Here is an 18,489-nt window from a genome sequence, read left to right as displayed (position 1 = left end):
CCCGCGCAGGGCCGGAAAAACGCGGTCGCATTAGGGGGTTTTGGAGCGAAGCGCAAGCTGGCCGCTCAGCCAGCCGCACGTTTGAGCAGCCAGTCGCTGAATCGGGGTTGCAGCGAGATCAGCATCCGCACCATCGGGTCGGGGTCGGTCAGCTTCATCATCAGCGGCCCGAGATCGGCGACAGGCTCTCCACCGACGCCTCTCTCGCGAATATTGAGCAAGCGTAATAAACTCTGCCCCGATCTCGCATCGACGATGTCGAAGCTCACGATAATGGTGTTGTCATTGCCGGATTGGCCGCTCAGGACTGAGCGCATCATGCGGGCTCCCAACGCCGGAATGTCGACGAAATGGAGGGTAGCAACGATCCGGACAGGGCGGGTCCCCTTCAGTTCTTGCGCCATAGGCCCGGCGAACGCCTTTGAGAGGCGCTCGTTGAACTGACGAGCGAGGAAAGCGCGGAGTTCATCGTGTGAAAACTCCGGCACCTTCGGTTGACCGCCGGGATTCTCATAGTCGGGCTGCGGAATGGCGATGCCTTTCGACTTGAGGAAATCCTCCTTCATCGAAAGCCAGCTGCCGCTGATCGCCGGATCGATACGTCCTTCGAGACCGGCAAACCTGAAGCTCTGGACGAGGTCCAGGGACATCTGATGCTGTGGCTGCGTCGAGACACAGCCGGCGAGCAGCGCTGCCCCGGTCAGGGCGGCGAAGGAGCGTCGTGAAATCATAGGAAAGGCTCGGCTAGGTGTCTGAAATCGAAACGACTTGCCGCGAAAGCGGCTAACCCGCCATCGCACACGCCAGCCGGCCACACAACCATACCGCGCAGACACTCATCGCAAGACTGCTGGCTGCGCTCATCGCCGTGGATTAAGAGCAAGCCATCTTCGCCTTCAGGAACACCCCATGACCGAACCCAAGCCCGGCCCGCGCATCGCCATCACTTATTGCAGCATGTGCAACTGGCTGCTCCGCTCCGCCTGGATGGCGCAGGAGCTGCTTCAGACCTTCGGCCAGGACCTCGGCGAGGTCGTGCTGATCCCGCGCACCGGCGGCATCTTCCAGATCCACTACGATGGCGACTTGATCTGGGACCGCACCGTCGATGGCGGCTTCCCCGATGTGAAGCAGCTCAAGCAGCGCGTGCGCGACCGGCTCGATCCCGAGCGCGATCTCGGCCATCTCGACGACCACAAGAAGAAGCTCGTGCAGGGCTGATCAGCCCTGCATCTGGATAGACCTGAAGGGCGGCCCGGAGGCCGCCTCTCAGATTCCGCCGCCGCAATCGCCGGCGAGGATCTGGTCCATCGAGCGCGAGGGCTCGGCGCAGCCGGCCTCGCCGACCACCTTAGCCGGCACGCCGGCAACCGTGGTGTTGCGCGGCACCGCCGCGAGCACAACCGAGCCGGCAGCAACCCGAGCGCACTGTCCAACTTCAATGTTGCCGAGGATCTTGGCGCCGGCGCCGATCAGCACGCCCTTGCGGATCTTGGGATGGCGGTCGCCGCCCTGCTTGCCGGTGCCGCCCAAGGTCACGTCCTGCAGCATCGAGACATTGTCCTCGATCACCGTGGTCTCGCCGACGACGAGGCCGGTGGCGTGGTCGAGGAAGATGCCCTTGCCGATCTTCGCCGCCGGGTTGATGTCGGTCTGGAACACCTCGGAGGAGCGGCTCTGCAGGTAGAGCGCGAAGTCGCGCCGGTCCTGTCGCCACAGCCAATTGGCCAGGCGGTGCGTCTGCAGCGCGTGGAAGCCCTTGAAATAGAGCACTGGCTCGATCAGCCGGTAGCAGGCGGGATCGCGGTCGAGCACGGCGACGACATCGGCGCGGATGCCCTGCCCGATCTCGGGATCGGCCTCGATCGCCTCATCGAAAGCCTGCGCAATCAGCTCGGCCGGCACGGCGCCATGGCCGAGGCGCGCGGCGATACGATGGCCCACTGCAGCCTCGAAGCTCGGCTGGTTCGCGATCGTCGCCAGGATGAAGCTCGCCATCGCCGGCTCGCTCGCGATCGCCAGCTCCGCCTCGTTGCGCAGCCGCGACCAGACCGGGTCGACGCGGTCGAGGCCGGTCGCGGGATCGCGGATATCGATGTTCGGGCGCCCGGATGGCATGGCGTTCTCCGCTGCGGTTCGCTCGTAGATCAAACTGGCACGAGAAGGTCGCGCCAGAGCACATGGCTCCGCCTTCTAGCTGAATCAAGCGGCGAAGAACAAGAATCGATTTGCGAGGCAATAGTTACAAGCCGCTGTCGTAGAATAATATTCTACCTACGGAGAATTTTATTCTACGGCCGGCGCGCCAAAAACTCGACGACTGCCTGCTTGTGGGTGCGATCGCCGACCGCGAGATTGTGATCGCGGCCTTCGATGGCAAAGCTTTGCGCGCCCGGGATCAGCGCCGCCAGCTCCGGGCCGGAGCCGGAGACATCGTCTTTGGTCCCGACGCTGACCAGGGTCGGCACCGCGATGCGGCCGACCTCCGCCTTGCTCAGCGTCTGGCGCGTACCGCGAATGCACGCCGCGAGGGCCCTGAGGTCGCTGCCGGTGTTCTCGGCGAAGGCGCGGAACATGCGCTGCATCGGATCGGTCAGGTCGGCGAGCGAAGGCGCCTCCATCGCATCGGCGATACCGAGCGGCAGGCCGACGCCCTCGACCAGATGGATGCCGAGCCCGCCCAGCAGCAGCGAGCGAACACGCTCAGGGTGGGCGAGCGTCAGATGCGACGAGATCCGCGCGCCCATCGAATAGCCCATGATGTCGGCGCGCTCGATCGAGAGATGGTCCATCAGCCGCCGCGCATCCTCGGCCATGATGTTCGAGTGATAGGCCTCGGGGTCGTAGAGCTTCTGGCTGCGGCCATGGCCGCGATTGTCATACAGCACGACGCGCCGTCCGGCATGGGTCAGCGTCTTGGTCCACTGCGTGTTGACCCAGTTCACCGCATGGCTCGAGCCGAAGCCATGGATCAGCACGATCGGATCGCCACTGCCCTCACCGGTCGGGGCGAGGTCGAGATAGGCGATGCTCACGCCGTCGGAATCGAATGTCTGCATCTGCCCTGCCGCCAGCTGCTTTTGATCTATGGGCTGGTCTGCCATGGCGGCGTGGCTTTGGGTAGCATCCTTGGCGGTTGGCAGGCACGCCCCACCCCTTCCCCAGCCGCATCGCGCCGCTTATGACGAAGCCATGAGCGAGCAAGCGCAATCTTCGGCCGGCGGCCGTATCGAACTGGTCGACCTGGCCCGCGGCATCGCGCTCCTGGCGATGTTCGTCTACCACTTCGCCTACGACCTCTCCTATTTCCGGCTGATCGGCGTCGATGTCGTCAGCGACCCCGGCTGGCGGGCCTTCGCCCGGCTGATCGCCGGCTCCTTCCTGGCCGTCGTCGGTTTCAGCCTGGTGCTGTCGACGCGCAACGGTTTCGACCGGGGCAACTATCTGCGCCGCCTCGCTTTGATCGCCTGCGCCGCGATCCTGGTCACCTCCGCGACCTGGTTCGCCCTGCCGCAGATCTTCATCTTCTTCGGCATCCTGCATCATATCGCTCTGGCGAGCGTGCTGGCCCTGCCCTTCCTGTTCCTGCCCACGCTGGTGATCGCGCTCGCGGCCGTCGTCGTCTTCGCCCTGCCCTTCATCCTGGGCCACGACCTCTTCACGCAGGACTGGCTCTCCTTCCTCGGCTTCGGCCCCTGGCCGCTCACCGCCGATTTCGTGCCGGTCTTCCCCTGGTTCGGCTGCGTGCTCGCCGGCATGGCGCTGGCGCGGATCGCTCTTCCGAAAGCGCAGGGCAGCGGCTGGGCAAACTGGCGGGCGACGTCTACTCCCGCCAAGCTCGTCGTCCTCGGCGGCCGCAACAGCCTCTTCGTCTATCTCGTCCACCAGCCGCTCTTCATCGGCGCGCTGTTCCTGTTCATGCAGGCGACCGGCCCGAAGCTGCCCGACGCCGAGGCGGTGCCGTTCCTGACCTCCTGCCAACGCTCCTGCACCGCGACAGGCACGCCCAAGGAGATCTGCGAGCGCGTCTGCAGTTGCTCGATGGAGGGGCTCAAGCAAGCCAATCTCTGGGTCAAGGTGACGGCCGACGCGCTCAGCCCGGCAGAAACCGAGCAGGCTCGCGGGATCGGCCAGAGCTGCGCCCGCCAGCCCTGATCACCTCGCCGCATGCAGCGGCGACAGGATACGGCAGCATCGAGATCGATCTGCCTCGCACGCGCTGGCGCAGCCCGCGGCGAACGATTATGGTGCGGCCGAATTTGCAAGGACGAGAACCATGGCCGATCACGGCACCCCGCATTTCCACAACGATCCCGGCGTCGCCGTGATCCATGTCGGCGCGCGCGAGTTCATGTGCATCGGCGCCAAGCCGCCCTTCGACCACCCGCATGTCTTCCTCGACATGGGCTCGGACAACGAGATCGTCTGCCCCTATTGCTCGACGCTGTTCAAATACGAGCCGTCGGTCGGCCATGGCCATTGCAAGCCGGCCGAGTGCGAGTACCACGACACCGCCGCCAAAGCGGCGTGAGAGGCATCCCGCCGGGGGCGCGGCGGGGCTCATTCGATGGCTGATCTACCCATCCTCATCGCGGGCGCCGGTATCGGCGGCTTGACCGCTGCGATCGCGCTCGCCCGCCGCGGCATCCCCGTCGCCATCGCCGAGAAGCGCACGCGCTTCGACGAGGCCGGCGCCGGCATCCAGGTCTCGCCCAATGCCGGGCGGGTGCTCGAATCGCTCGATCTCGGCCTCGCTTTGCGCCGCGCCGCGATTCGGCCCGAGGCGCTGGCGATCGGCCATTGGGGCGGCGGCAAGCCACTGCTCGCCATGCCCTTCGCCCCGCCGGTCGAGGGCGCGACGCCCTCGCGTTCGCTGAAGCGCGCCGATCTGCACCAGCTCCTGCTCGATTCGGCCAGGACCCTGCCGAATATCCGCTGGATCATCGGCCGCGGCTTGGTCGATGCTCATGAGACCGAAACCGGCGTCACGGTCACGCTCGGCAGCGAGAGCGGTGGCATCGAGACGGTCGAGGCCATGGCTCTGATCGGCGCCGACGGCCTCTGGTCGCGCGCCCGCGCCCTCGTCGGCGATGCGGGCGAGCCCGGCTTCACCGGCTGGGAGGCCTGGCGCTCGCTGATTCCGGCGGATGGATTGCCGGAAGCGCTCCGCCGCCCGGCCGTGGCCCTGCATCTCGGCCGTGCCCGCCATGCGGTGCACTACCCTGTCTCAGGCGGCAAGGAGATCAACCTCATCCTGATCCGCGCCGCACGCGAGGCCAGACCCGGCTGGTCGCGCGAGGGCGAGGCATCGCAATTGACAGAAATCGCCGGCAATGCCGGCGTTGGCCTGCGCGAACTGATCGAGCGTGCGCCGAACTGGCGGATTTGGTCGCTCTACGACCGCGCGCCCGCCAGGATGGCGAAAGGCCGCATCGCCCTGCTTGGCGACGCCGCCCACCCGATCCTGCCCTTCCTGGCCCAGGGCGCGGCACTCGCCATCGAGGACGCCGCCGTGTTGGCGCATGAACTCGCCACGCGGCTGACGAGCGAAGGGACGGCGTCCGTGCCGGCGGCGCTGGCAGCCTATGCCAAGGCGCGTACCGAACGCGCCGCGCGTGTCCAGCAGGCCAGCCGCAAGAACGGCGAGGCCTATCATCTCGGCCGGCCCTGGAGCTACGCCCGCGACTTCGCGATGCGCCGCATGGGCCCCGCCGGCATGCGCCAGCGCCATGCCTGGATCTATGACTGGCGCGCGCCATCCTGACGAAATCGTCATCGGCTCGCTTCGGCTGATCTCGTCAACGCCGCATTCGCTTCCTAGATTGTCCGCGGGTGACACGAAACGAAACGAGCCAATGATCCGCATCGACCTTAACAATGCCGCCAGTGCCCGTCTGGGCCGCTTGCCCCGCTGGGCGAGCTGGCTGGTCATGGCCGGTGCCTTCGTCGTCGGCGTGCTGATTTTCCTGGTCGCGGCGAGCCTGGCGCTGATTCTCGTGCCACTGGTGATCGCCGGCGCCGCCTTCGCCACCTGGCAATTGCGCCGCCGTATGCGCGCCGCCGGCATCGACCCGCAGAACCCGTTCGAGCGCAGGCAGCCCGATACCGCTCGCGGCGAGATCGTCGACGCCGAGTACCGGGTGATCGAGCCAGCCGAGAAGCGCTAAGCGTCGGCGCGGGCCGCGAGTTCGGCTCGCAGCCGGGCATTCTCCATTTCAAGTTCTTCAAGACGCTGGCGCACCGGTGCCAGTGCCGGCGCCAGCTCGGCCTCGCTGAAGCGCGGCGTGATGTGCTGCGGGCAATTCCAGTCGAAGGCCTCGACCTTGATGGTCATGCCGCGCTCGGGCACGGCACGATAGCCCGGCACGATCAGACGCCGGGCCAGTTCCGGCTCGGCCGCAAGATCGTGAAAGCGGGCCCGGCCGAAGATCTTCAGTCGCGCCTGGTGGCCGTAATCCATCAGGAACAGGCAGAGCCGATCATCGGCCGAGAGGTTGCCGAGGCTGAGATATTGCCGGTTGCCGCGCAGGTCGGCGAAGCCGAGGGTCGTCTCGTCGAGCACGCGCAGGAAGCCCGGCGGGCCACCGCGATGCTGCAGATAGGGCCAGCCGGTTTCCGACACGCTCGCGAGGTAGAAGGAATCGCGCGCCGCGATGAAGCCGGCCTCGGCCTCGCCGAGCCGGTCATTATGCGGCTCGCCCTCCTCCTGCCGGGCATAGCTGCGCCGGCTGCCTTGCGCCTCTTGCGCCGCCTTCACGGCCGGTGTCGTTGCGATCTTCAGGAAACGGTGGGTCATCTCATGGGCCTCCGCCCACCGAGATGACCATTTCACCATCAGATCGCAATCATTGCAGTCAGCAGTTCAGAATTCCACCCAGCGCAACAATACCCGTCAGATCGGCAGCCTCACGAGCACGACGCCCGCCGCCGCACAGGCGGCTAGCACCGGGATCATGCCGAGCTTGAAACGCAGCAGAGCAATCATCGCCGCCACCGCGAGCAAGGCCGCCCGCCAGTCGAGCGACGCCAGCACCGGCAGGTCGGGCGCCAGCGGGCCGATCACGACCGGCCGCACCATGCGAAACAGCACATGCAGGCCGAACCAGAGTGCCAGATTGGCAATGACGCCGACGACCGCGGCCGTGATCGCGGTCAGCGCCGCCGAAAGCGCACGATTGCCGCGCAGCGCCTCGATGTAGGGCGCGCCGAGGAAGATCCAGAGGAAGCATGGCGCGAAGGTCACCCAGACCGTCAGCAGTCCGCCCAGGCTGCCGGCGACGAGCGGATCGAGCCCGCCAGGTGCCCGCCAGGCGGCGAGGAAGCCGACGAACTGCAGCACCAGGATCAGCGGGCCCGGCGTCGTCTCGGCGAGGCCGAGTCCGTCGACCATCTCGCCGGCGACGAGCCAGCCATAGGTCTCGACCGCCGCCTGCGCGACATAAGCCAGCACGGCATAGGCGCCGCCGAAAGTGACGACCGCCATGGCGCTGAAAAAGCCGCCGATCTGGGTGAAGACGTTGCCGCCGCCGAGCAGAGCCCAGAGCAGCACCACCGGGCCGAGCCAGAGCGGCAGCCAGACCGCCAGCACCTTGAGCGCCCTCCCCGCCGAGGGCTCGGCATGGCTAAGCTCGCCGCGCTCGAACATCAGGTCGACCACGCCCTTGAACTCCGGCGCGCCGTCCTTGCCGGCATGGCCCCCACTCCCGAACAGAGCCGGCGCCCAGTGATGGCCGAGCCAGCCGATCAACCCGGCGCAGAGGATGACGAGCGGGAACGGCGCCTTGAGCAGGAAGAGGGCGAGGAAGGCCGCGATCGCGATCACGACCATCGCCCGGTTCTTCAGAGCTCGCTTGCTGATCCTGAGGCCCGCCTCGATCACGACGGCGAGCACCGCCGCCTTGACGCCGAAGAAGATGGCATCGACCAGCGGAACCTGGCGATAAAGCACGTAGAGCAGGCTCAAGCCCCACATCACCAGCGCGCCGGGCAGGATGAAGAGCAGGCCGGCGATTAGCCCACCAACCGTCCGATGCATCAGCCAGCCGATATAGGTCGCGAGCTGCTGGGCTTCGGGGCCAGGCAGCAGCATGCAGTAGTTGAGCGCGTGCAGGAAACGGCGTTCGCCGATCCAGCGGCGCTCGTCGACCAGCTCCTTGTGCATCAGGGCGATCTGCCCGGCCGGCCCGCCGAAGGAAAGCAGGCCGATCTTGAGCCACACCCGCGTCGCCTCGGCGAGGGTCGGTGTGGCGGGGGCGGCCATCGCCGCCCCATCATTCGTCGCGATCGTCATCGCCCGTCCTCAGTTCTTCACCGGCACGGACGGCCAGTTATGGGTTTCCTCGGTCGCGTCGCGGCACCATCGATAGAAGGCGTCGTAGAGCGGCATGCCGGCTTCGAGCTGTGCCAGATCGTCGCGATACATCCGTGACAGGCCGAGCGAGGCGGCAAGGAATCCGGCCGCCTGCGGCACGAGGTCGAGCTGCGCCGTATCGGCTGCCCGGACGATGGTGGCGAGCTGGTCGAGCGCCGGCGACGACAGCCCGAACTCCTCGATCATCGTGTCGAAGCTGCAGCGCTCGCCGCGATGGCTCCAGAATACGCCGTCAATGTCGAACGGCGTCGCCGCGAAACGATCGGCGACCGCCGCCACCTCCGAGGCCGAGACGAAGAGGAAGACGGCATTTGGGTCGACAAAGCGGCGGATCAGCCAGGGGCAGGCGATGCGATCGACCTTCGGCCGCGCCCGCGTCACCCAGAGCGTGCGCCCGGCGGCATCACGCTTCGGCAGCTTGCCTGTCTCGACCAGGAGCCCGCCGCCCTCACGCCAGGCCTCGAAGCCGCCGGCGAGGTTCTCCGCCTCGACGCCTTCATGACGCAGCCAGGCGGCAACGCCCTCGCTGAGTTTCTGACCACGCTGGCAGATGACGGCGACCTTGCGGCCGGCATAGGCGCCGGCCCAGGCGGCGACGTCGCGATGGCTGCGGCGTTCGCTCGCCGGCAGCAGGCGCGGATCGGCGGCGACGTCCTCGTCGATACGGACGTCAATCAGAATCGGCGCGTCGGGCAGGCCGACGAGCCGGGACAATTGCGCAGGCGTGATCTGGATGTTGGAAGACATGAGCGTCCATCCTTGAGCTAAGGAAAGTGGACGCGATCCTTGGGCTGACGCCTCACGGGGCGGTCGCGATTGGCCCCTGCACACAGCTTACATCACCCGGCCGGTGCGGCGTCAATGGCTACCACCGCCATGCTCGCCCTTGTGGCGAGCATCCACGTCTTGAACACCGCGTGGGATCAGCGAAGCGGAGACGTGGATGGTCGGGACAAGCCCGACCACGACGGGGAGGATGCCCCGACAGCTATCAATCGATCCGGCTGACCAGCAACTTGTCGATCCGCCTGCCGTCGAGATCGACCACCTCGAAACGCCAATGGCCCTTCTCGAAGCTCTCGCCGACATTGGGCAGCCGGTTCATCTCGGCCAGCACGAAACCGGCGACGGTCTGGTAATCGGCATCGCGCGGCACATGGATGCCGAGCTCATGCGAGAACTCGTCGACCTGCATCCAACCGGCGACCAGGAAGGAGCCGTCGGCCCGCGTGACGATCGCGGGCTCCTCTTCGTCCTCGTCCTGGAAGGCGCCGGTGATCGCCTCGAGCACATCGCTCGAGGTGATGATGCCCTCGAAATGGCCGTACTCGTCGAAGACCAGCGCGAGATGGACGTTGGAAGCGCGGATGGCGCGCAGCACGTCGAGCGCCCCGCTGGTGTCGAGCACCACCGGGGCCTCCTGCACGAGGCTGCGCAGGTCGCGGCCGTCGCCGTCCGAGAGCGCGTCGAACATGTCCTTGACGGTGACCACGCCGATGATGGCATCGGCCTCGCCGTCCTGCACCGGCAGGCGCGAGCGCTTGGTGGCACGGACCTGAGCCTTGATCTCGTCAGTCGAGTCGGCGAGGTCGATGACCTCGACCTCGCGCCGCGGCGTCATCAGCGCCCTTGCCGAGCGGTCGGCGAAGCGCATCACGCCGGAGATCATCTCGCGCTCGTCGCGCTCCAGTACGCCGGCGTTCTCGGCTTCGGCGATGATGGTGCGGACCTCTTCCTCGGTGACCGTCTCCTCTGATTCGCCCTTCTGGCCGAGCAGTGCCAGCACCAGCTTGCCCGAGGTGTCGAGCAGCCAGACCAGCGGCGAGGCAACCTTGGCCAGCACCACCATGGCCGGCGCGACGCGCGCGGCAACGCGCTCGGCATCGCGTAGCGCGATCTGCTTGGGCACCAGTTCGCCGATGATCAGCGAAAGATAGGTGATGAGGACGACGACAGTGCCGACGCCGAGTGCATCGGCAGCAGTATTCGAAAATCCGTGCGTGCCGAGCCATTCCGACAGGCGCGCGCCAAGCGTTGCGCCCGAGAAGGCGCCGGACAGCACGCCGACCAGCGTGATGCCAATCTGTACGGTCGAGAGAAAGCGGCCCGGATTCTCGGCGAGCTTGATCGCCTTCGCGGCCCCTTTGCTGCCTTGATCGCTGAGGACTTTGAGCCGTGCCGGCCGGGACGAGACGACCGCGAGTTCCGACATGGCGAGGACACCGTTAATGACGGTGAGGACGACGACGACCAATATCTCCGTTAACAAAACCAGCTCGGGGACTGCAGGACCGCGCTCGCTATCGGCCTGCTTCTGTGCCGCTTATAACGCATTGACGGCCGAACGCGATGGGAGAAGACGATGCCCCAGGACGATCTCCATCACCGCGATCCCCGCCAGCTCGCCCCGGCGACGCAGCGCAACCGCGAACCGATCCTCACCGTGCTGCGTGAGGTCCTGCCGGCGCAGGGGCAGGTTCTCGAGATTGCCAGCGGCTCCGGCGAGCATGCCGTCCACTTCGCCGCCGCCTTTCCGGGTCTGACCTTCCAGCCGAGCGACCCTGATCCGGCCGCGCTCGCCAGCATCGACGCCTGGGCAAGCGAGAGCGCCCTGCCCAATCTGCTTCCCGCCATTCGTCTCGATGCGAGTGCGCCGCGCTGGTCCGTCACACAGGCCGACGCGATCCTGTGCATCAACATGATCCACATCTCGCCTTGGGCGGCGACTGAAGGGCTGATCCGGCACGCGGCGGAGCTGCTGCCGACGGGTGGGCCGCTCTATCTCTACGGGCCTTATCGCCAGAGCGACGTGCCGCTGGCGCCGAGCAATGCCGTGTTCGACGACAGCCTGCGCCGACGCAATCCGAAATGGGGCCTGCGCGAACTCGACGCCGTCGCCGAGCTGGCCAAGGCCGCCGGCTTCGGCGAGCCGCAGGTGACGGCGATGCCGGCGAACAATCTCAGCGTGGTGTTCCGGCGCGCCTGATCGTTCAGCCGCCGTCGCAGCTGGTTTCCTGCGTCGCGCAAATGCGATCGACCCAGGCGCGGACGCGACCGGCCTCGGCCCCCGCCTTGGCCGCAGGCTTGATCTCTACGCCGGTGAGAGCCTCGCTCTCTGCCGAGAACGGGCCGTATTCGACCAGCACCCATTTGCCGCTGCAGCCGATGAGGCGACCGTTCTGGACGAAAGCGTCGCCGTCGAAGCCCGCCCCGTCCTGACCGGTCAGCACCGCCGGCGCCTTCGCATCGGGTCGCTGACGGCCGGCATTGGCTTGCGACTTCACCGTCAGCTTGCGCCCGCTCACCCAGCCAGAGCCCTTGAACATCGGCCGCGGAGCAGCATCCGTCAGCGCCTCGTTGTCGCGGGCCTTGGCGATCCGGAACCAGCCATTGGCACCGGCACTGACCTCGACCTCGACCATGGCACGTACCGGTGGATCGTCGCTGCTGAGTTTCACCGGCGGCAACATCCCGACCACCTTGTTGCTGGTCCCTGGCCCGGCGCGGACGTTCAGCCCCTCCGGATCGGTCTCGCTGACGAAAGCGCCGAAGGAGCAGGTGACCTGCCCGGTCGGCGCCGGCGCAACCGCCTCGAACTGCGCCCATACGGGGGCTGCAAGCAGCAGAGCAGCCGTCAGGCCGGCTATGACGATCTCACGACGCGGCATTGACCAGCACATAGTAGAAGGCGTTGGGCTTGCCGACCGCCTTGAGGAAGACTGGATAGCGGTTCTTCGGAACGGTCTGGCAGCCCGCCGACCAGGTGTTGGGCTCGAGCACATTGTCCGCCCCGCCGCGGTGGATGTACATGCTAGTCCCCGCCCCTTTCGGGTCGATCCGGCTCTTGTCATCCTGCGTGAAGCGGCCGTCGCCATCGGTATCACGCTCGGCGACCTGCGTGGTCTTGACCTGGAAGGCCCGGTCGCCGAGGAAGCCGCCCTTCTTCTCGAAGTACTGGTAAGTACCTTCGGTCATACGGCCGGCATCCTTGATGCCGTCCTTGTTGATGTCGACGCCGTCGGCCTTCTTGAAGCCGACGCCCTTGTAGCGCTTGTCGCCGCTGCCGGCGCGCTGCGAGTACTGGGCCCCGGGCTCTGTGCAGATCGGGAAGCTCGAAAGCTCGCGGAAACGCCCGGTGCGGCGCATCACCACGACGAGGTCGTCATAGGAGCCCTTGCCGTGGTTGGCGATGGTGCTGCTTTCCTTGCGCAGCGCCAGAAGGACAAGACGACCGAAGCGCAGATCGAAGCGCGCATCGGTCGAACCGAAGCGCCAGAAGATCGCCGAATAGGAATCGAAGGCCTGCTTGGTCGTGCGGAACTGCGGACGGTCGGCCGACGGGCGGCGGAAGCGGGCGTCGAGGATCTCGCTATAGAAGGCCCTCCATTCCCGCAAACCTCGCAGCCGCGTTTCGGCGACCGGACTGAGGTTCACTTCGACGACACGCCAGAAGAAGTCCTGCAGGCCGGGCGGCACCGCCGCGACGATGTCACGCCACTGCGAGAAGGCGATGACGCGGTCCTGGCGCAGGCAGCGGTCGAACTGCCGGGCGAAATTGCCGAAGTCGAGCTCGGCAAGGTCCGGGCGACGCGCGCTCATGCGCCACCACGAGATCGTTGGAATGGGCGCATCGAACCCTCCGCCGCTGCATCGTTCGGGAGACCATAGAGCAACGCCGCCCGAAGGTCAGGCGGCGAGCAACCGGTCCATCAGCAGCTTGCGGGCGTTTGAAGGCTTTTCGCCTGCTCAGAGCACCATCGGCAGCACGAAGAAGCCGCCGATGACGACCACCGCCAGCGCCAATGCCGTCATCGGCAGATGCTTCTCGATGAAGATACGGATGTCGTCGCCGTAATAGCGCAGCGCGACCGCGATCATCGCGAAGAAGGTGACGCGCGAGATCACCATGCCGACCGTGAACTTCCAGATATCGAAATGCAGAAAGCCGGACATGATCGTTACGATCTTGAACGGGATCGGGGTCAGCCCCTTGGTCAGCAGCACCCAGAACCAGTAGTCCTGCGAGGTGTGGATCAGGTGCGCCGCCTTCTCCTGCAGGCCATAGATGCCGATCAGCCAGGCGCCGACCGATTCATAGAGCAGCGCGCCGATCGCATAGCCGAGATAGCCGCCGGTCACCGCGCCGAGCGAGCAGACGCCGGCATAGAACCAGGCGCGATCGGGCCTGGCGATGCACATCGGGATCAGCAGCGGAATCGGCGGCAGCGGGCTGACGGAGCTTTCGACGAAGGTGATGGCGAAGAGGAGCCAAGGGGCACCAGGATGCGACGCGTAGGAAACGCACCAGTCGTAAGCACGCTTGAGCATGAAGGGGAAACCGTTCCTGGGTTCTCGCGCCGGTTGCAGGGCTGCCCTGCGTCCTATGCATTAATTCAATTGGCGCGGTCAGGCCACTAATCTCTTGGGCTAGAGTCAATATGACGACAGCTTCGTGGCAGGCGGGAGGCATCCCGATCGCAGCTGCGCAATTCCGCCCTCATGCGCGCTTCAAGCCCGGCTGCCCGGCCTCGACGACGAAACTCGCCCGGGTCGAAACCGCCGCGCCCGGCACGCTGACCTTGTCGAGAACGCGGTACTCCGCCTGCCAGCGTTCTTTCGACAGGCTGTGACGCATATAGCCGCGCTGGTTGTTGAAGAAGCCGATATGCGGGTTCTTCTTCAGCCCCGCCTGCCCCGCCTTGGTCATGTCGGCGCCGTCGCCGCCCGAGGTGATCGAGGTCGAAACGAACTCGACGCCGAGCGTCTTCGATTTGGGATCATTGAAATCGGCCTTGAGCTCACCGGCCCAGTTCTGGTGGATATCGCCGGTCAGGACCACGGCATTGCCGATCCGGGCGCTCTCCAGCGTGTCGAACAGCCGCTTGCGGGCCGCGACCGCGCCGTCCCACTTGTCCATGCTGTAGCCGACCTTCTCGGGGTCCGGATCGCGGTCGTGGCGCATGAGCATCACCTGCTGCGCCAGCACGTTCCAGCTCGCCTTCGAGGCGCGCAGGCCTTCGCCGAGCCAGGCCTCCTGCTTCTCGCCGAGCATGGTGTTCTCCGGCTTCAGCGCGTCGGCGCAGGCCGCGTGCGAGCCATCGCCGCAAGGCTGGTCGCTGCGGAACTGGCGGGTGTCGAGCACGTCGATCTGGGCGAGATCGCCATAGTGGAAGCGGCGATAGGCCTGGATCGACGGCCCGTTCGGCAGTGAGGTCCGGCGCAGCGGCATATGCTCGTACCAAGCCTGGAAGCCGGCAGCGCGGCGCAGCGCGAAGATCTCCGGCGGAATGCTCTCCTCCGAGACCATGCCGGCGAAGTTGTTGTCGACCTCGTGGTCGTCGAAGGAGACGATCCAGGGCGCCGAAGCGTGAGCAAGCTGGAGATCGGGATCCATCTTGTAGATGGCGTAGCGCTGGCGGTAGTCGGCAAGCGCGTAGATCTCGTCCGGCTCGCCGGGCATGACGCGAGCGACCGGCAGCGGCCGCTCATTCGGCCTGACCATTCGGTACTCGTAGATGTAGTCGCCATAGTGGAAGATGAAGTCGAAGCGCTCGTCGGCGACATGGCGGAACGCGCTGAAGAACCCGTCCTCGTAGCGCTGGCAGCCGAGCACACCGAAATTCATCCGCTCGATGCTCGCTCCCGGAGCCGGCAGCGTGCGGGCTCGGCCGATCATGGTGCGCTCGCCACCGCAGCTGAAGCGATAGAAATAGTCGCGGTTCGGCTCGAGCCCGGCGATCTCGACATGGACCGCATGCCCGAGCTCCGGCCGCGCCAGCGCCGTGCCCCGCTGTACGCTCCCGCGCATATTGGCTTCGGTTGCGATCTCATAGGCGACCTCGACCGCCTTCATCGGCATGCCGCCATTGCGGGCGAGCGGCAGCGGCGCGAGCTTGGTCCAGATCACGAAGCCATCGGCGGACGGATCGCCCGAAGCGATGCCGAGGCCGAACGGATAGGCGGCGAAGACCGGATTGGCCCAGACGCGCTGGTCGATGACGCCGCCACCGGTCAGCAGCAGGCCGGAAGCCGCGAGCCCGGTCAGGAAGCGTCGCCGCGACGGCGTGCCGGCCTCGGTCAGGAAGTCATCGACGCTGAACTGACCGAAGGCGTTGCGGCGAAACATGGCAGGGCTCCAGGCTCATTGTCTGGAACCATACCAAGTCCTGCCTGACGCGCACGTGACAGAAGCGGCTCAGGCGAGCCGCTCCAGTGCTTCCGCGATCTTGAGCTTGCGGGCTTCGGCCGCCGCCTTGCGCTCGCGGTTCTCCTCGACGATCTCCTCCGGCGCGCGCGCCATGAAGTCGGGATTGCCGAGCTTGCGCTCGACCGCGACGATGTCCTGGTCGAGCTTGGCGAGTTCCTTGGTGAGGCGCGCCCGCTCGGCATCGAGATCGATGATCCCGGCGAGCGGCAGTGCCGCCACCTCGCCGCGCACGATGATCTGGGCCGACTGACCTGGCGCCTGCTCGGCGAACTCGATCGCGGAGAGCCGTGCCAGCCGCTCGATCATCGGCGCCCAGGCCTCGACCGCCGCCTTCGTCGCGGCGCTCGCCTTGACCAGCACCAGCGGCACCTGCGTCCCGCCCGGCACATTGGTCTCCGAGCGGATCGAGCGGATGTCGGAGATGAGATCGACGACGAAGCCGATCTCGGCCTCCGCCGCCTCGTCGACCAGCGCCGACAGCTCGGGCCAGCGGGTCAGGCAGACCAGCCCCGCCTCCCCGGCCGGCACGGCGCGGGGCGCGCCGGCATTGGCCTTCTGCGCCCAGAGCTCCTCGGTCAGGAACGGCATGAACGGGTGCAGCAGCTGGCAGATCAGGTCGATGACATGGGCGACCGTCGCCTGCGTCTCCGCCCGCGCCGCAGTGCCGGCAGCGTCCAGTTCTTCAGCCTGCAGCACCGGCTTCGACAGCTCGAGATACCAGTCGCAGAACTGGCCCCAGACGAAGCGATAGGCTGAATCCGCCGCCTCGTTGAACTTGAAGCTCTCGATGCCGGCCGCCACCGCCTCGGCGGTGCGCGCCGCCTCCGACAGGACCCAGCGGTTGAGCGGCAGCTTGACGGCAGCCGGATCGAAGCCTTCGGCTCGCAGACAGCCATTGATCTCGGCGAAGCGCGCCGCATTCCAGATCTTGGTCGCGAAATTGCGGTAGCCTTCGACGCGCGACGTCGCGAGCTTGATGTCGCGCCCCTGCGCCGCCATCGCCGCAAAGGTGAAGCGCAGCGCATCGGCGCCATAGGTGTCGATGAGCACGAGCGGGTCGATGACGTTGCCCTTCGACTTCGACATCTTCGCGCCCTTCTCGTCGCGAACCATCGCGTGGAGATAGACGTCGCGGAACGGCACCTCGTCCATGAAGTTGAGGCCCATCATCATCATCCGGGCGACCCAGAAGAAGATGATGTCGAAGCCGGTGACCAAGGTCGCGGTCGGGTAATAGCGCTTGAGCTCCGGCGTCTCCTCCGGCCAGCCCAGCGTCGAGAACGGCCACAGGGCGGACGAGAACCAGGTGTCGAGCACGTCGTCATCGCGCTTGAGTTCGACCGGCCCGCCATAATGGGCAAGCGCCAGCGCCTGCGCTGATGCTTCCGACTCGGCGACGAAGCACTCGCCGTCCGGCCCATACCAGGCCGGAATCTGGTGTCCCCACCAGAGCTGGCGCGAGACGCACCAGGGCTCGATGTTCTCGAGCCAGTCATTATAGGTCTTGGTCCAGCTTTCCGGCGTGATCCTGGTCTTGCCGTCCCTGACCGCCGCGAGCGCGCGCTGCGCCAGCGGCTGGACATCGACATACCACTGGTCGGTCAGCCAGGGCTCGATCACGACGTCCGAGCGGTCGCCATGCGGCACGGTATGCGTATTCGGCTCGACCTTGCGCAGCAGCCCGCGCGCCGCCATCAGCCCGACCACCGCCTTGCGGGCGGCGAAGCGATCCAGCCCGTCGAGTGCAAGTGTCTCGCGCTCGGGCGTTGCGCCCTCCAGGAAGTCGGCATTGTCCTGAATCAGGATGCGAGCTTCACCGTCCAGGACGTTGACGACTCTCAGCGAATTGCGCTTGCCGACATCGAAGTCGTTGAAGTCGTGCGCCGGGGTGATCTTGACCGCGCCGGTGCCTTTCTCCGGGTCGGCATAATCGTCGCCGAAGATCGGGATGACGCGCTTGACCAGCGGCAGAACCGCGTTCTTGCCGATCAGCCCCTTGAGCTTGTCGTTCTCGGGATGCACCGCGACGCCGGTATCGCCCGGCATCGTCTCCGGCCGGGTCGTCGCGACGGTGATGTAGGTGTCAGGATTCTCCGGATCGTAGGCGGCACCCTCGATCGGATAGTCGAAATAATAGAGGTGGCCGTTCGGGTCCTTGGCCAGCGCCTTCTCCAGCTTGGCGGCGTCGAACGCCTCCTCGCCGCCGCGCTGCCATTTGAACGAGCCGGTCTTCTCGAGCTGCAGCACCTCGATGTCGGAGATTGCGGTCTGGAACTTCGGATCCCAGTTCACCAGCCGCTTGGCGCGATAGATCAACCCCTGCTGGTGCAGGCCGACGAAGACCTTGAGCACTGCGGCCGAGAGGCCCTCGTCCATGGTGAAACGCTCGCGCGACCAGTCGCAGGAGGCACCGAGGCGCTTCAGCTGGTTGACGATCGTCCCGCCCGATTCCTCTTTCCACTTCCAGACCTCGGCCAGGAAGGCCTCGCGGCCCATCGTCCGGCGATCGGTCTTGTTCTCGGCCGCGAGCTTGCGCTCGACCACCATCTGCGTCGCGATGCCGGCATGGTCGGTGCCGGGCTGCCAGAGCACGTCCTTGCCGCGCAGGCGCTCGAAGCGGCAGAGCAGGTCCTGCAGCGTGTTGTTGAGCGCATGGCCCATATGCAGCGAGCCGGTGACGTTCGGCGGCGGGATCACGATGCAATAGGGCTCGGCGCCGGGCCCGGCGCCGCGACCCGCCTTGAAGGCATCCGCCTCCTCCCAGGCCTTGTTGATGCGCGCCTCGACGGAGGCCGGCTCGAATGTCTTGTCCATCATCGCTCTGCTCGAACGCCAAACGGCCGGGGAGCCTGCCCCGGCCGCGAAAAACGAAAGCCAAAAGGTCTGCGGCCTTAAGAGCGCATGGGACGCC

General features: G+C 66.5%; 18 protein-coding genes. 6 read left to right on the top strand and 12 right to left on the bottom strand.

Features of this window, described 5'->3' with window-relative positions:
• Positions 1–65: 65 nt before the first annotated feature.
• Positions 66–731, bottom strand: a complete 666-nt coding sequence (locus BLM15_RS03625; RefSeq protein WP_126110463.1) for a hypothetical protein — start codon at positions 729–731, stop codon at positions 66–68.
• 178 nt (positions 732–909) lie between these two features.
• Between BLM15_RS03625 and BLM15_RS03620 the strand changes: the two genes are divergently transcribed.
• On the top strand, positions 910–1,221 hold the full coding sequence (locus BLM15_RS03620) for an Rdx family protein (RefSeq protein ID WP_126110461.1): 312 nt from the start codon (positions 910–912) through the stop codon (positions 1,219–1,221).
• A 48-nt stretch (positions 1,222–1,269) separates the two neighbouring features.
• Here the strand turns inward: BLM15_RS03620 and cysE are convergent, their stop codons facing one another.
• Together cysE and BLM15_RS03610 are read right to left on the bottom strand one after the other, a co-directional pair.
• Positions 1,270–2,118: a serine O-acetyltransferase gene (cysE, locus tag BLM15_RS03615; protein WP_126110459.1), complete on the bottom strand. Its 849-nt coding sequence runs from the start codon at positions 2,116–2,118 to the stop codon at positions 1,270–1,272.
• Positions 2,119–2,291: 173 nt separating this feature from the next.
• Positions 2,292–3,059, bottom strand: a complete 768-nt coding sequence (locus BLM15_RS03610; RefSeq protein ID WP_126110457.1) for an alpha/beta fold hydrolase — start codon at positions 3,057–3,059, stop codon at positions 2,292–2,294.
• A 133-nt stretch (positions 3,060–3,192) separates the two neighbouring features.
• Here BLM15_RS03610 and BLM15_RS03605 point away from each other — a divergent pair, with 133 nt between their 5' ends.
• From BLM15_RS03605 to BLM15_RS03590, 4 genes are all read left to right on the top strand, one after another.
• The gene (locus BLM15_RS03605) at positions 3,193–4,155 is read left to right on the top strand and encodes an acetyltransferase domain-containing protein (protein WP_164547390.1); all 963 of its coding nucleotides are present in this window, start codon (positions 3,193–3,195) and stop codon (positions 4,153–4,155) included.
• A 121-nt stretch (positions 4,156–4,276) separates the two neighbouring features.
• Complete coding sequence (locus BLM15_RS03600) at positions 4,277–4,531, top strand: zinc-finger domain-containing protein (protein WP_126110453.1); 255 nt, start codon at positions 4,277–4,279, stop codon at positions 4,529–4,531.
• A 36-nt stretch (positions 4,532–4,567) separates the two neighbouring features.
• Entirely contained in the window at positions 4,568–5,764 is a 1,197-nt protein-coding gene (locus tag BLM15_RS03595) for an FAD-dependent monooxygenase (RefSeq protein WP_126110451.1), read from the top strand.
• Positions 5,765–5,855: 91 nt separating this feature from the next.
• The gene (locus BLM15_RS03590; RefSeq protein WP_126110449.1) at positions 5,856–6,167 is read left to right on the top strand and encodes a hypothetical protein; all 312 of its coding nucleotides are present in this window, start codon (positions 5,856–5,858) and stop codon (positions 6,165–6,167) included.
• On the opposite strand, the gene BLM15_RS03585 is transcribed toward BLM15_RS03590, so the two are convergent.
• The 4 genes from BLM15_RS03585 to BLM15_RS03570 form a co-directional block, all read right to left on the bottom strand.
• Positions 6,164–6,796, bottom strand: a complete 633-nt coding sequence (locus BLM15_RS03585; RefSeq protein WP_126110447.1) for a pyridoxamine 5'-phosphate oxidase family protein — start codon at positions 6,794–6,796, stop codon at positions 6,164–6,166. The two genes, BLM15_RS03590 and BLM15_RS03585, sit on opposite strands and share 4 nt — an antisense overlap.
• A 96-nt stretch (positions 6,797–6,892) precedes the next feature.
• The gene (gene chrA, locus BLM15_RS03580) at positions 6,893–8,290 is read right to left on the bottom strand and encodes a chromate efflux transporter (RefSeq protein WP_126110445.1); all 1,398 of its coding nucleotides are present in this window, start codon (positions 8,288–8,290) and stop codon (positions 6,893–6,895) included.
• 9 nt (positions 8,291–8,299) lie between these two features.
• Complete coding sequence (locus tag BLM15_RS03575; protein ID WP_126110443.1) at positions 8,300–9,118, bottom strand: chromate resistance protein ChrB domain-containing protein; 819 nt, start codon at positions 9,116–9,118, stop codon at positions 8,300–8,302.
• A gap of 244 nt (positions 9,119–9,362) precedes the next feature.
• Positions 9,363–10,640, bottom strand: coding sequence for a hemolysin family protein (locus BLM15_RS03570; RefSeq protein ID WP_126110441.1), 1,278 nt, complete (start codon positions 10,638–10,640; stop codon positions 9,363–9,365).
• Positions 10,641–10,733: 93 nt separating this feature from the next.
• Between BLM15_RS03570 and BLM15_RS03565 the strand changes: the two genes are divergently transcribed.
• Positions 10,734–11,357, top strand: coding sequence for a DUF938 domain-containing protein (locus BLM15_RS03565; RefSeq protein WP_126110439.1), 624 nt, complete (start codon positions 10,734–10,736; stop codon positions 11,355–11,357).
• Positions 11,358–11,361: 4 nt separating this feature from the next.
• Here BLM15_RS03565 and BLM15_RS03560 read toward each other — a convergent pair whose 3' ends face one another.
• From BLM15_RS03560 to BLM15_RS03540, 5 genes are all read right to left on the bottom strand, one after another.
• On the bottom strand, positions 11,362–12,039 hold the full coding sequence (locus BLM15_RS03560; protein ID WP_126110437.1) for an SH3 domain-containing protein: 678 nt from the start codon (positions 12,037–12,039) through the stop codon (positions 11,362–11,364).
• Positions 12,026–12,970: a hypothetical protein gene (locus BLM15_RS03555; RefSeq protein ID WP_126110435.1), complete on the bottom strand. Its 945-nt coding sequence runs from the start codon at positions 12,968–12,970 to the stop codon at positions 12,026–12,028. The genes BLM15_RS03560 and BLM15_RS03555 overlap by 14 nt, the downstream gene beginning before the upstream one ends.
• A gap of 147 nt (positions 12,971–13,117) precedes the next feature.
• Positions 13,118–13,699, bottom strand: coding sequence for a YqaA family protein (locus BLM15_RS03550; protein WP_126110433.1), 582 nt, complete (start codon positions 13,697–13,699; stop codon positions 13,118–13,120).
• Positions 13,700–13,868: 169 nt separating this feature from the next.
• Positions 13,869–15,497: an alkaline phosphatase D family protein gene (locus BLM15_RS03545; RefSeq protein WP_126110431.1), complete on the bottom strand. Its 1,629-nt coding sequence runs from the start codon at positions 15,495–15,497 to the stop codon at positions 13,869–13,871.
• Positions 15,498–15,566: 69 nt separating this feature from the next.
• Positions 15,567–18,395, bottom strand: coding sequence for a valine--tRNA ligase (locus BLM15_RS03540; RefSeq protein WP_126110429.1), 2,829 nt, complete (start codon positions 18,393–18,395; stop codon positions 15,567–15,569).
• Positions 18,396–18,489 lie beyond the last annotated feature (94 nt).

The organism is Bosea sp. Tri-49, assembly GCF_003952665.1.
In the GTDB taxonomy this organism is placed as follows: Bacteria; Pseudomonadota; Alphaproteobacteria; order Rhizobiales; family Beijerinckiaceae; genus Allobosea.
The sequence above is the reverse complement of the archived record's forward strand: the minus strand, read 5'-3'. Positions and strand labels throughout refer to the sequence as shown.

Bases quoted from the DNA above. Each gene is read 5' to 3' on its own strand.
- BLM15_RS03625 (WP_126110463.1), bottom strand. From the start codon at position 731: ATGATTTCACGACGCTCCTTCGCCGCCCTGACCGGGGCAGCGCTGCTC.
- BLM15_RS03620 (WP_126110461.1), top strand. From the start codon at position 910: ATGACCGAACCCAAGCCCGGCCCGCGCATCGCCATCACTTATTGCAGC.
- cysE (WP_126110459.1), bottom strand. From the start codon at position 2,118: ATGCCATCCGGGCGCCCGAACATCGATATCCGCGATCCCGCGACCGGC.
- BLM15_RS03610 (WP_126110457.1), bottom strand. From the start codon at position 3,059: ATGCAGACATTCGATTCCGACGGCGTGAGCATCGCCTATCTCGACCTC.
- BLM15_RS03605 (WP_164547390.1), top strand. From the start codon at position 3,193: ATGAGCGAGCAAGCGCAATCTTCGGCCGGCGGCCGTATCGAACTGGTC.
- BLM15_RS03600 (WP_126110453.1), top strand. From the start codon at position 4,277: ATGGCCGATCACGGCACCCCGCATTTCCACAACGATCCCGGCGTCGCC.
- BLM15_RS03595 (WP_126110451.1), top strand. From the start codon at position 4,568: ATGGCTGATCTACCCATCCTCATCGCGGGCGCCGGTATCGGCGGCTTG.
- BLM15_RS03590 (WP_126110449.1), top strand. From the start codon at position 5,856: ATGATCCGCATCGACCTTAACAATGCCGCCAGTGCCCGTCTGGGCCGC.
- BLM15_RS03585 (WP_126110447.1), bottom strand. From the start codon at position 6,796: ATGACCCACCGTTTCCTGAAGATCGCAACGACACCGGCCGTGAAGGCG.
- chrA (WP_126110445.1), bottom strand. From the start codon at position 8,290: ATGACGATCGCGACGAATGATGGGGCGGCGATGGCCGCCCCCGCCACA.
- BLM15_RS03575 (WP_126110443.1), bottom strand. From the start codon at position 9,118: ATGTCTTCCAACATCCAGATCACGCCTGCGCAATTGTCCCGGCTCGTC.
- BLM15_RS03565 (WP_126110439.1), top strand. From the start codon at position 10,734: ATGCCCCAGGACGATCTCCATCACCGCGATCCCCGCCAGCTCGCCCCG.
- BLM15_RS03560 (WP_126110437.1), bottom strand. From the start codon at position 12,039: ATGCCGCGTCGTGAGATCGTCATAGCCGGCCTGACGGCTGCTCTGCTG.
- BLM15_RS03555 (WP_126110435.1), bottom strand. From the start codon at position 12,970: ATGAGCGCGCGTCGCCCGGACCTTGCCGAGCTCGACTTCGGCAATTTC.
- BLM15_RS03550 (WP_126110433.1), bottom strand. From the start codon at position 13,699: ATGCTCAAGCGTGCTTACGACTGGTGCGTTTCCTACGCGTCGCATCCT.
- BLM15_RS03545 (WP_126110431.1), bottom strand. From the start codon at position 15,497: ATGTTTCGCCGCAACGCCTTCGGTCAGTTCAGCGTCGATGACTTCCTG.
- BLM15_RS03540 (WP_126110429.1), bottom strand. From the start codon at position 18,395: ATGATGGACAAGACATTCGAGCCGGCCTCCGTCGAGGCGCGCATCAAC.